The organism is Ralstonia sp. ASV6 (assembly GCF_016429285.1).
GTDB classification, from domain to species: domain Bacteria; phylum Pseudomonadota; class Gammaproteobacteria; order Burkholderiales; family Burkholderiaceae; genus Ralstonia; species Ralstonia flaminis.
Window position 1 is genome coordinate 24,653 of record NZ_JAELUI010000002.1, and the last position, 11,901, is coordinate 36,553.

The following is an 11,901-nucleotide window of genomic DNA, read 5'->3' on the forward strand; positions in this document are numbered from 1 at the left end:
GGCGATGGCGATTCTTCCGAATGGCAACGTCGTCTTGCTGCTGCATTGTGATAACGCCTCCGGCTCTACGGTCCTAGCCGACTCGTCGCAGTACACGCAGCTGGCCAAGTGCTATGGCACGTGCGCTATCAGCACGGTGCAGTCGATGTTTGGCGGCAGCTCGGTGAAGACCGGCAGTGCAAATGGCAGTTTCTTTGCCGTGGGCACCAACCAGACGATGGACTTCGGCGTCGCCGACTTCACGGTTGAGAGCTTCGTCTATCCGGTCTCGCAGGGGGCGGACGGCGGCGCGGTGTTCGGGCGCTGGGACGGCACAAACAACGACTTCCTGGTCGCGCGCAATAGCGACGGCTCGCTTGGGGTGTACATCAACGGCGAGCTGTTGTTCTCGACGACGGCCGGCGACCTGGCGGTCAATGCCTTCGCTCACGTTGCGCTGGTGCGTTCGGCCGGCACCGTCACCCTGTACGTGGGAGGCATTGCTAAGGGCTCGGCTGCTTATGCGCTGGCCGTCAACTGCACGCATGGACTGCCGCTGTACTTCGGTCAGGGCAACCAGTCGGGCGGCAGCACCTGGTTCGAGGCGTACTACGACGAGATTCGGGTGACCAACGGCCTGGCGCAGTACACCGGCCCATTCACGCCTCCGACCACCGCCTTCGGTAGCGATGCCGCCCAGGTGCCGGACACGCAGATTTCTCTGCTGGTGCACGCTGACGGCGCACAGGGAGGTCAGATCACCGATAGCTCGATGTACCTGCACGCCATCTCTGGTTCTGCCCTGGTGGACACCGCTAACCCGAAGTTCGGCACCGGAGCCATCAAGTTCGCCAACAGCGGAGACTATGTATCGATTGCCGCCGACACGACGCTACAGTTCGGCACGGGGGATTTCACGGTTGAATTCTGGGTGAACCCCACGGGTAATGTGCCCAACGGCTTTGCTGTGATGATGGACTGGCGTCCCTCTGGCGGCTCCGGACAGTACCCGACGCTGCTCTTCTACCCCAACCTGCGGGTGGTGTTTTTCCAAAGCGAGCAGGATCGAATCCTCGGACCAAATTTGCAGCCCAACACCTGGGCGCACATCGCGCTCTGCCGGGCCAGTGCCGTCACCACGTTGTACGTGAATGGGGTCTCGGCCGGCACGTACAACGACCCGACTAACTACGGTATCGCCTCGGCGGTGGTGCTTGGTAAGGCCAGTCGGGACGGTAACGGCCAAGTGTACGGTTTGATGGATGAAATCCGCGTTTCAAAAGGGATTGCGCGTTACAACTCGAACTTCACACCGCCGACGGCGGCGTTCACGGGCATGATCGGCGGCGGCCCCACCGACCCGAATTTTGCCAACGTGGCCCTGTTGATGCATTTTGAGGGGGGCAATGGCAGCACGTCCTTTGCCGATTCCAGCAGCAATAAGGTGTCGGTTACGCCCATCTCCTCGGCGGCGATTACGACTTCAAACAAGAAGTTCGGCAACTCTAGCGGTACTTTCGATGGCAGCTCCGGCATGGGAGTCCCTGGTTCCGCACTGCCTTTCGGCAGCCAGGACTGGACCTGGGAGTGCTGGTCGTATTGCACGGCTGTCGGGTCGAACAACTGCTTTATGCGCGGTGATGACGGGGCGTCCAACAACGCCAAGGAACAGAGCCTGGTCATTCGCGTTGCCGGCAACCAGTACGTGTTGACCGTCAATACCTCAGTTGTCATTCTGAGCAGCACGAACTCCAGCCTGTTGAAGGCCAATCAGTGGCAGCACATCGCAGTGGTGCGCCAAGGCACGACCATCAATTGGTACATAGACGGCCAACTGGCGGTGAGTGGCAACTACAGCGGCAGCATCCCGGTCCCGGTCCAGTACAAGATCGGCATGGACGCCTACAACGCCTCGTCCGGCAACAGTTTCCACGGACAGATGGATGATGTGCGGGTGACTATTGGGGTGGCTCGGTACCTCGCAGATTTCACTCCCCCCACCGCCACGTTCCCGGACGCAGGCCCGGCAGGTAGTGGTGACCCCAATTACAGCAGCGTGGCCTTACTGATGCACTGCGATGGGGAAGCAGGTAGCACGGTATTCACGGACAGTGGACCGAATGCCCTGGCACTCACCGCCTATGGCTCTGCTGCCATCAGCACTTCGCAGAGCAAGTTCGGTGGTGCTTCGTTGGCATTGAACGGTAGCAGCGCAGTGTACGGCACCACGTACAGCCCAGCGCTGTGCGTGACTGCTGTGTCCACCAGCTTCACGGTGGAATGCTGGGCCTATCTGAACAACACCAGTGGTGACCCCTACCTGGTCACGGCGAACTCCTCCAATGGATCGGGCCGTTGGGCTATGCAGGTGCTGGGTGGAAAGGTGGCGTTTTATTCGGGGGGTTCTGGCAACAACGCCGGCAGTGTATCGGTGCCCACTGGGCAATGGGCGCACCTGGCTGTGTCTTTCGATTCCAGTACGAACACGATCAGGACGTTCGTGAACGGGGTGATGGACCTTAATGCCGTCGTGTCGCTCGTCAACAGCTCGGCACCCATGCGGGCGGAGATTGGTTCGGCGTTCTTCAACAGCAGCAACTACGCGAATGGTTACCTGGATGACATCCGGGTGACGAAGGGCGTGTGCCGGTACACCGCTTCCTTCACCCCGCCTGCTGCTGCGTTCCCAGATTCGGCTGGCACGGGAGTAGGTGACCCGAACTACGCCAACGTGCTGCTGTTGCTGCATGCGGAGGGGAGCTACACCGACAATTCGCCCTCCCCGTTGACGGGCACGCCCAACAGCGGTGTGACCCTGGCTACCGACAAGACCAAGTTTGGCAGCGGCAGCTTCAAGTTCAGTGGTGGTCTGCTGACATTCCCGGGGGCTACGCTCTACCAGGCAATGGCATCGGCCACCTTCACGTTCGAAGCCTGGGTGTACCCGCTGAGCACCAGCAGTTACCAACGGATCATGAGCTTCAATAGCGGGACGGCGGCGAACAACCAATACTCCGTATCGTTGGACGTGGACACCGCCGGCAATCTCGTTGCCCAGACTTTTAACGGAGGCAACGCCAACCGTGTAGCCGGGGGCAGCGTGCCTGCGGGGCAATGGACGCATGTGGCGCTGGTGGTGAACAACGGGGTGCTGATGGGTTTCAGCAGCGGCGTCCAGACCGGTAGCTTGTCAGCGGCGAATACCAACAGCATCTCGGATGGCACGCTGTGTCTGGGGGCCGATCTGAACGGAACCTCATACCCGTTCAACGGCTACATGGACGAGGTTCGGTTCACCAAAGGCGTGGCTCGCTATACCGCGACGTTCACCCCTCCGACAGCTCCTTTCCCCAGTGTAGGGACCGGCAATGGCGACCCCTATGCCAGCAACGTGTCGCTGCTGCTGCACTGTGACGGCGCGAACAACAGCACTTCGTTCACCGATACGTCGTCCTATGGCCATACGGTGACTGCATACGGCAACTGCATGGTCAGCGCGACGAACCCGAAATTCGGTAGTGGCTGCTGCCTGTCGCAGGGAGCCTGGGCGGATCACTTGGAGATCGCCGCCGGCAACGGCCCAGAGTTCGACCTGTCCAATGGCGACTTCACCATCGAAGGCTGGATGCTGATCACCGGCCTGGGGGCTTCGGGTGGCGCGCTCGTCAGTCGGTGGGGGATCGGTCCCAGCACAAATGCTGACTGGATTGTCTACGTGGATTCGAGCCGTCAGCTTGGCTTCTTTGTCAACGGCAGCCAAGTTATTCCCGACACATCGGCCACGGCCATGCCGGTGGACACGAACTACCACCACGTGGCTGTGACCCGTCAGGGCAGCACGATCCGCCTGTTTCTCGACGGTAAGCAGATCGGCTCGGCCACGTTCACGGGCACCGTCCAGAACTCGGCCGGCCAGCCAATCCGCACGCACGTGTGGAATGACACGGTGAACAGCCGCTTGGATGGCCGTATCGACGAGATTCGCATCACCAAGGGCGTGGCGCGCTATACGGCGGATTTCACGGTACCGACCACCGCCTTCCCCGACCCCGGCGTGGCTCCGGTGATCCAGAAGTACACCAAGTTCATCGGCACTCAATCGCGCCTGGTGAAGAACATCCGCAGCCTGGCGCCAGGCAATACCAGCCGCATCTTCCGTACGCACCGTGTCACCGACTACTACGACGGCGGATCGAAGCCGATCGCCGGCAAGGTCACAGTAAATGACAACCCAGACAGTCGGATGGTGCGGCTGTTCGACCTGCGAAGCGCGCGTCTCCTGCGTGTCACCTGGAGCGCGCCTGATGGCACGTATTCGTTTCCAGGCATGGACCCTAACCGCGACTATTTCGTGGTTGGTCACGACTACACGAAGACGTTTAACGCGGTGATCCAAGACCGGGTGAGGCCCGCATGACGCTGAATTTTGCCCAGACGGTTCTCACGGATCGCTTGCAAGCCCTGACCCGTGCGCTTGATGCCGACACTGCACCTGGACGCATCAACCTCTACAGTGGCCCGCGTCCGGCGCCAGGGGCGAATGTCACCAGCCAAACACTGCTGGCGTCCATCCCGTTCCAAAAACCCAGCTCTGGCGGCGTCGTTAACAACGTGCTGACGTTGAACTATGTGGCCGGCCCGGTCCTGGCCGTGGGCACGGGCGTCGCTGTTTGGGCTCGCTTTGTCTCCGGCGGCGGGGGATACGTTGCTGACATGGATGTGTCGCCCGTCCTGATGCCGGACGGGCTGCCAGGCACATCTGAAATCCAACTCGACAACACGCAGATATATGCCGGCGGCTCGGTCACCATCCGAGACGTTGCGAAGCTGACGGAGCTTTGAGTCGATGCCTGGCTATACCCCGTCCACCGATCTGGATTTCCACGGCGCGTACACACCGCCTGCAGGGAATGCAGTCGACCTGGCCATGCCCGCGTCGGGCGGCCCGGTTGCGAATCGTGGGTCGGTGCACCTGGTGTACGCCAAGCCAGTGCTGGCAATCGCCGCAACGGTCGCCAAGCCCCCTAATCGTGACGCACACCTGGTGATGGTTAAGGCCGCGCCGGTACTGCGCGTGGTGGCGCACTACGACCTGTTGGTGACGCGGCCGTTTGGCCCGGAAGTGCACGTCCGCCATCAATCCGCGATCCGCACGCGGGCAGACACACGGGGCGAGTACCAGGTCGGCACGCCGGCGTCGGCCGACGTCGTCACCGAGTGGAACACGGCGCAGAAGCTGGCAGACGCGGTCGTGCGCGACGAGTGGCAAAGCTCAACTCCGCACAAGGTGGTCGGCCTTCTGCAGCACCAAGTCGCTAAACCGCTGGCTGGCAATGCCATCGGCGGCAAGTTCGTTGACCTGGTGCCGCACAAGCCCCTGTCGCGGGTGCGCTGGCAGAAGGCACAGCCGGGCAACACCTCCGCCATAGGTTTCCGCCACCAGCAAGGCGCCCCGATCAAGCGCACGTCGGCCGAGCCATGGCAGATGGCCAAGCCATTTGGCGGCTCTCCCATGCTCATGACGTCCAAGGTGGGCACGCCATTCTCGGCGCTGGACCGCGTGCGCTGGCAAGGCAGCCGGCAGGCGCCGGCTGGAAAAGAAGACGACAGTAAGCCACCGGTTAAGCCGCCGTACCAGGGTACGGGCGACCTAGTGTTTATCTGCCCGTGGCTGGACTACGCCGGTGACGACGTGCTGCTCAAGTTCGGCAAATACCCCTGCAAGGAAGCCGAGCCAAAACCACCAGGCTCCACCATCGTGGTGCCTGTTAAGAGGGTCTATATCGTGATCAACAACGTGCTGCTGCGGCGGGTTGACGGCAACGTGGAGCTGCCGACCACCTCCCTGTCGCTGACCATCGAGGCAGACGGCTGGACTTGGGGCTTTAACGCGTCCATCGAGCGAAGCGCAGAGGATGCGGTGGCCCCAGCAAGCGACGGCACGCCCGTCGAGCTGGAGGCGGTCATCAATGGTACGGCGTACCGCCTGCTGGCCGACAAACGACGGCGCGACCGCGAGTTTGGCAAGGCCGTCGTACGCGTTACCGGTCGTGGCAAGTCGGGCATCTTGGATGCACCGGATGCGCGAATCATGAGCTTTACCAACACGCAGGCCCGCACTGCACAGCAGCTCATGAATGACGCGCTGACCATCAACGGCGCCAGCATCGGTTGGGCCGTCGACTGGCGCCTGACTGACTGGCTGGTGCCCGCCGGTGCTTGGGTCCACCAGGGCACCTACAAGACCGCTCTGCAGGCCATTGCAGGCGCTGCAGGTGCCTACATCCAGCCAGACCCGTCCCTGGCCAAGCTGGTGGTGCTACCGCGTTATCCCGTGGCGCCGTGGAACTGGGGCACCGTGACGCCCGATATCGTGTTGCCGTCCGACGTCACCAGCCGAGAGGGAGTCGAGGACGTGCGCCTCCCGCGCTACAACCGTGTATTCGTCTCCGGCCAGGCTCAGGGCATTCTTGGCCAGGTCACCCGTGCCGGCACGGATGGCAGCATCGAGGCCCCCATGGTCACCGATGCGCTGATCACGCATGCAGACGCGGCGCGCCAGCGTGGCCTGGCCATCCTGGGCGACACCGGCAACCAGGCTCTGTTGTCCCTGCGCCTGCCAGTCCTGCCGGAGACCGGAATCATCACGCCGGGCAAGTTTGTGCAATACGTCGACGAAGGCGTGACCCGCATCGGCATCGTGCGCGGCACGTCGGTCGACGTGGGCATGCCCGAGATCTGGCAAACCATTGGAGTGGAAACCCATGTTTCTTAACCCCTATCGCCTTCTGCTCAACCTGCTGCCCGATCCCGCGCTGCAGGTCGGCAAAGTCATCACGATCACGGGTGGCGTGGCTGCCATTCAACTGCCAGGCGGCGGCATGGCATCGGCGCGTGGCGATGCCGCGCCTAACGATTGGGTGTTCTTCAGGGATGGGCGGATCGAGGGCAAGGCCCCGACGCTGCCGGTGGAGGTAATCGAGGTTTGAGTGAAGAGGGCGACGGCCAGGTGCGCTAACACCAGGCCGCCATCCTGACCCACAGAATCAAGCTGTGAGCCAAGACCAAGGCCCCCTGCCATGTCGACATAGCGGGCGGAGCCTATCAGTTTTTAACCATGTTAAACAGGCTTGCACATGTATCAGAATGCTGTTCCGGTTGTGCCTTGGATTGGTGGAAAGCGGCGCCTTGCCGACAAGCTGCTGCCGTTGTTCCCCGAGCATGAGTGCTACGTCGAGGTGTTTTGCGGCGGCGCTGCGCTGTATTTCCTGCGCCAGGTGCCGGCGGCCGTCGAGGTGTTAAACGACATCAACGGCGACCTGGTCAACCTGTACCGCGTCGTGCAGCACCACCTGGAGGAGTTTGTCCGGCAGTTCAAATGGGCGCTGTCGTCACGCCAGGTGTTCAAGTGGCTGCAGATGACCAATCCCGTGACGCTGACCGATATCCAGCGCGCGGCGCGGTTCTTCTACCTGCAGCACCACGCCTTTGGTGGCAAGGTCGACGGCCAGTCTTACGGCACGGCCACCACGGCCCCGATGGTCAACCTCCTGCGCATCGAGGAAAACCTGTCGGCTGCCCATCTGCGCCTGGCAGCGACCAACATCGAGAACCTATCCTGGACCGAGTGTGTGCGGCGCTATGACCGCCCGCATACGTTCTTCTACATGGACCCGCCGTACTGGCAAACCGAGGGCTACGGCGTGCCGTTCGGCTTCGAGAACTACGTGGAGATGGCCGAGCTGATGCGGACCTGCAAGGGGCGCGTGATGGTGTCCATCAACGACCACCCGGATATCCGGCGCGTGTTTGAGGGGCACCACGTGGCCGAGCTGGACATCAAGTACAGCCTAGGCCAGGCGCATGGGAAGCCGCAGACCAGCGGCGAGCTGGTGATCACCAACTGGAAGCCGGGCGACGGCTGCCTGTTTTAACCGAAGGGAGAGCCGCATGCGCTGGTGCAGCTATTGTGGAGGGGGGCATCCGGTCGATCTATGCCCGAAGACCTGGGGAGGGAGTGCCAGGCGCATCACTCTGCGTTGTGGCTATTGCGGCTCCAGCGGCCATGTCACGGACTTCTGCCCGAAGACTGCCGCCGGCGCCGGCAACCGTCGCGCGAACCCGGCCGGCGAGTTCATCGACTAGGCGTAGAATTCAGCCGCGCAAGATGCCAAATCGCGCGCAAAACAAGGCCAAATCGCGCGCGACGTTACACTGCCCTAGATGGCGCCTTGAATTTGTGTAAGCGGGCGGAAAAAAGACGGGGAACTGTCTGAGCGAAGCGAGTTTTCCCCGTCTCCGCCCGGTTACACAAATTCAAGGGATGGGTCGCCATCTTGGGCGCGCCTTTCTTTGCTTACTTTCTTTGGCAAGACAAAGAAAATGAGTCAGCCCCGGCAGGGGATGAAACAAGGGACGCACCAGCAACACAAACTCAGCGCAAATGCCGCTGCAACCAAATCGCCCCAGCACACACCAACGCAACCACCGCCCCCCAGGCGAAAAGGTCTCCCACAGCCAGCAACGTCGCCTGCCGATCAATCTCAGCAGAAATCCGCACCAACTCAATCCCCTGCAACGGATGCGGCCACTGCCAGGCAGGTGTGAGCGCACTCACATGCCCCACCAGATCCGTCCGATGCTGCGCCTGCCCCCGTTGCAGCAGCAGCGTGGCCCCCATCGTCCCGAAGGCCTGCGCCCAGGCCCGCATGATCCCCTTGAACTGATATGCGTGGCCGAAATCCTTGGCCGGCAGATCCACGTACGTCAGCCCCGCCACCTGAATCACCACAAACATCCCAACCATGCCTTCGATCATGAAGGCCGGCGCCACCGCCGCCACGCCCGCACCCGGCATCGCCACATGCGACATCCACAGCAGCGCCGTGGCCATCAGCACAAAGCCGATAGAGATCAGCACGCGCTTGGGCGGCAGTACGTTGGTCAACTGGAAGTTCAGGAAGCCCAGCACCACCGTCACCAGCCCCCCCAGGCTGATAAGTTGCGCAGTGGTTTCATAGCGAAACCCCAGGCCGTTCTGTAGCAGGCTCGATGAGAGAAAGCTCCACGCGCTGGCAAACATGTAATAGATGGCGTAGAAGACCATCCCCATCATGAAGCGGCGTTGCAGCGTGGCACGCAAGTCCACCCACGGCAGCGGGTGCCCGGTCTGGCGGATGCCGACCCAGATGATGAGCGCCACCACGGCAATGATCGGCACCACCTGCGCGGGCGAGCCATCCGGGTGCACGAAGCGCGCCTGCTGAAACCCGTGCAGCGCAATCAGCGCAGCCAGCCCGAACGCAATGGCCGACGGCCAGTCAAGCGAAGCGAAGTCGCCCTTGCGCTCATGCATTTTCGGGTGCGGGTAGAACGCCGCCACCAGAACGCACACCACCACGGCCACCAGCAACTGTGCAACGAAGGTGGCGCGCCAGCCAAACTGCTCGTTCAGCGCCGCCGACAGGATCGGCGACACGCAACTCAGCCCGAAGATGCCGTAGATCATCCCCTTCATCATCGTGCGGCGTTCATGCGCCGGGCTGTGCTGTACAAAGATGCGCGACGTGGAGAGCATCGGCCCGCCGCCAAACCCCTGCACGGCCCGGCCAACGATCAGCATCGTGCCGCCCTCGGCTGCCGCGCACATCAGCGTGCCGACGATGAACACCCCCAGAGACAGCAGCGTGTGCTTGCGGTACGTCATGTGATCGGCCAGCCGGCCCATCACCAGAATCGCCAGGCTGGCCGCTGCCGCATAGGCCGTCACAGCCCACAGATACACATCCTGTGACGCCAGCACCCCGCCTTCGATATGCGGCCCCGCAATCGAAAACATCAGGTTGGACATGTAATCCACGCCCGTCGCCAGGCCGATCACCATGCCCACCATGCGCAACTCCATCCGGCTGCCGACAGTCGACTCAGCAGCCGGGCGACGTGGCGCGGGGGTGGGAGAAACCATGTGGTCTGTGCTTGGCGTGTTCATGCTGGGATGGTAATTTGCCTGAAAACCGGCGGAAACCGCCATCCCACAAATTCATTGTTCAATTATGCGAACGACGGACTGGAACGACTGGGACACTTTCTGCACCGTGGCCACCCTTGGCAGCTTCACGCGTGCGGCTGACCGGCTGGGGCTGCCCAAGTCATCGGTCAGCACAGCCGTGTCACGGCTGGAGGGCAAACTGGGCGTACGCCTGTTCGAGCGTAGTACGCGCCGCCTGCGTCTGACCGATGCCGGCGAGGCCCTGCTGCGCGATGCCGGCCCATTGTTCCAGCGGCTACGCGAAGTCTCGGAAGATGCGGCGGCGACGTTTCAGTCGCCGGCGGGCACCCTGCGCATTGCCATGCCATATGAATTTGCCGCTCGACAATTTGCCGAGGTTGTGCTGGAAGTCATGCGCGAGCACACGGGCCTGCGCATCGAGGTGGATGTGGCCCCGCGCCAGATCGACCCGCTTGCCCAGGGCTACGACATCATGCTGACCGTGCCACGCGGACCGCTGCCCGATTCCGGCCTGGTCGCCCAGCGCGTATTCGACCTGCGGCGCGCGGTGGTGGTCGCCCCGCAATTGCTGGAGCGCCTGGGCCCGCTCACCCACCCGGATCAGCTGGCCGACTGGCCCTGCCTCGGTGTCTCGAACGAATCCGAATGGCAGTTCCGCACGCCCGGCGGCGAGACCATCAACCTGCCGCTGGACTTCCGCATGCGCACCTCCAACAGCGAGTTGCGCATGCAGGCCGCCATTGCCGGCCTGGGTGTCGCGCGCATCACGTCCGTATTCGCCACCGACCTGATTGCTTCGGGTGCGCTGCAAGAGGTCTTGACCCATTTCCAATCCCCGCCGATGCGGGTGTACGCCGTCTTCCCGGGCCGCCGCCTGATGCCGGCCAAGGTGAAGGTGTTCATGGACGCCTTGCACCGCCGCATCGAGCGCTCCCGCCAGCATGCCGACGTCCGGCCTACCTTCGTTGACGAAACGACACCGCCGTGGCCGCCAGAATCCCTGCTCTGATCCCAAGACGCTTTCCTCTAGATACACATACGACGATGCGCCCCTTTGCCCGCTCCCTCGCCCTTCTCCTGACCATCGGCACGCTTTGCACGACTGCCTGCTCCCGCGCCGAAGACATCGGCAGCGTCAGCACCAATTTCCGCCTCACCGGCTCCGACAAGATCGTCATCGAGGCTTTTGACGATCCGCTCGTACAGGGGGTCACCTGCTACGTATCGCGGGCCCGCACAGGTGGTATCAAGGGCACGCTGGGCGTGGCCGAAGACGTGAGCGAGGCTGCCGTGGCCTGCCGGCAGGTCGGCGACATCACCTTCGTCAAGCCGCTGCCCCAGCAGGACGACATGTTCACGCAGCGCCTGTCGCTCGTCTTCAAGACGCTGCATGTGGTGCGCACGGTCGATCGCAAACGCAACGTACTGGTCTACCTGACCTATTCGGACAAGGTCATTTCCGGTAGCCCCAAGAACAGCGTGACGGCGGTGCCGATCCCGGCCAGCCAGCCGATTCCAGTCAAGTAAGCGGCCGGAAGCGCCCTGCGCACCGCATTGGTGCGTCGCAACGTAAGCGTGGTAGCCAAACAACGCCAGCTGGTGCATACGTAGGCTTACGTATGGTGCATTGCAATATTTGGTCTATCATAGGGGTATTCCCTAACCGGGAAATCCCTAAGAGGCCAATCATGCAAAACACGAACGACCTGAAGCTGACCGACCAACTCGAACGCGAACTCATCGAGCGCGAAATGTCGGAAGGTATCTACTACTATCGCCGCCCGTCGGGCCACTCGTTCTCGTTCGCCCAGTTCTTCTCGGCAATCGCGAACCTGTTCAGCACGCAACGCACCGCCAAGGCCTAATCCGCCTGAACTGTCGATGGGCATGTGCCCAAGCTAGCTGTAGCGTCG

9 protein-coding genes are annotated in these 11,901 nt (G+C 62.4%); 8 read left to right on the forward strand and 1 reads right to left on the reverse strand.

The genetic code is table 11. The features are described 5' to 3' along the window. The first annotated feature begins 4 nt into the window (after positions 1-4). The 5 genes from JHD73_RS00505 to JHD73_RS00525 all read left to right on the forward strand — a co-directional run bounded on the left by JHD73_RS00505 (position 5) and on the right by JHD73_RS00525 (position 7,913). On the forward strand, positions 5-4,396 hold the full coding sequence (locus tag JHD73_RS00505) for a LamG domain-containing protein (protein WP_199026651.1): 4,392 nt from the start codon (positions 5-7) through the stop codon (positions 4,394-4,396). Then, a complete protein-coding gene (locus tag JHD73_RS00510) occupies positions 4,393-4,821 on the forward strand; it encodes a hypothetical protein (protein WP_199026652.1) in 429 nt (142 codons plus the stop codon). Before JHD73_RS00505 ends, JHD73_RS00510 begins: the two co-directional genes overlap by 4 nt. A gap of 4 nt (positions 4,822-4,825) precedes the next feature. Then, positions 4,826-6,754 (forward strand): hypothetical protein, encoded by a 1,929-nt coding sequence (locus JHD73_RS00515; RefSeq protein ID WP_199026653.1) that lies wholly within the window; start codon positions 4,826-4,828, stop codon positions 6,752-6,754. Beyond that, positions 6,744-6,968 (forward strand): hypothetical protein, encoded by a 225-nt coding sequence (locus tag JHD73_RS00520; RefSeq protein WP_064805027.1) that lies wholly within the window; start codon positions 6,744-6,746, stop codon positions 6,966-6,968. The genes JHD73_RS00515 and JHD73_RS00520 overlap by 11 nt, the downstream gene beginning before the upstream one ends. A gap of 147 nt (positions 6,969-7,115) precedes the next feature. Next, positions 7,116-7,913 carry a DNA adenine methylase gene (locus JHD73_RS00525; protein WP_199026654.1) on the forward strand — a complete coding sequence of 266 codons (798 nt, stop codon included), beginning with the start codon at positions 7,116-7,118 and terminating at the stop codon, positions 7,911-7,913. Positions 7,914-8,413: 500 nt separating this feature from the next. Here JHD73_RS00525 and JHD73_RS00530 read toward each other — a convergent pair whose 3' ends face one another. After that, positions 8,414-9,967, reverse strand: a complete 1,554-nt coding sequence (locus tag JHD73_RS00530; protein ID WP_199026655.1) for an MFS transporter — start codon at positions 9,965-9,967, stop codon at positions 8,414-8,416. 64 nt (positions 9,968-10,031) lie between these two features. On the opposite strand from JHD73_RS00530, the gene JHD73_RS00535 reads away from it, so the two are divergent. The 3 genes from JHD73_RS00535 (at position 10,032) to JHD73_RS00545 (ending at position 11,853) form a co-directional block, all read left to right on the forward strand. After that, entirely contained in the window at positions 10,032-10,997 is a 966-nt protein-coding gene (locus JHD73_RS00535) for a LysR family transcriptional regulator (protein WP_199026656.1), read from the forward strand. 35 nt (positions 10,998-11,032) lie between these two features. Beyond that, positions 11,033-11,515: a CreA family protein gene (locus JHD73_RS00540; protein WP_199026657.1), complete on the forward strand. Its 483-nt coding sequence runs from the start codon at positions 11,033-11,035 to the stop codon at positions 11,513-11,515. 161 nt (positions 11,516-11,676) lie between these two features. Next, a complete protein-coding gene (locus JHD73_RS00545) occupies positions 11,677-11,853 on the forward strand; it encodes a hypothetical protein (protein WP_199026658.1) in 177 nt (58 codons plus the stop codon). Positions 11,854-11,901: the final 48 nt, after the last annotated feature.

Bases quoted from the DNA above. Each gene is read 5' to 3' on its own strand.
- JHD73_RS00530 (WP_199026655.1), bottom strand. From the start codon at position 9,967: ATGAACACGCCAAGCACAGACCACATGGTTTCTCCCACCCCCGCGCCA.
- JHD73_RS00535 (WP_199026656.1), top strand. From the start codon at position 10,032: ATGCGAACGACGGACTGGAACGACTGGGACACTTTCTGCACCGTGGCC.
- JHD73_RS00540 (WP_199026657.1), top strand. From the start codon at position 11,033: ATGCGCCCCTTTGCCCGCTCCCTCGCCCTTCTCCTGACCATCGGCACG.
- JHD73_RS00515 (WP_199026653.1), top strand. From the start codon at position 4,826: ATGCCTGGCTATACCCCGTCCACCGATCTGGATTTCCACGGCGCGTAC.
- JHD73_RS00545 (WP_199026658.1), top strand. From the start codon at position 11,677: ATGCAAAACACGAACGACCTGAAGCTGACCGACCAACTCGAACGCGAA.
- JHD73_RS00520 (WP_064805027.1), top strand. From the start codon at position 6,744: ATGTTTCTTAACCCCTATCGCCTTCTGCTCAACCTGCTGCCCGATCCC.
- JHD73_RS00505 (WP_199026651.1), top strand. From the start codon at position 5: ATGGCGATTCTTCCGAATGGCAACGTCGTCTTGCTGCTGCATTGTGAT.
- JHD73_RS00510 (WP_199026652.1), top strand. From the start codon at position 4,393: ATGACGCTGAATTTTGCCCAGACGGTTCTCACGGATCGCTTGCAAGCC.
- JHD73_RS00525 (WP_199026654.1), top strand. From the start codon at position 7,116: ATGTATCAGAATGCTGTTCCGGTTGTGCCTTGGATTGGTGGAAAGCGG.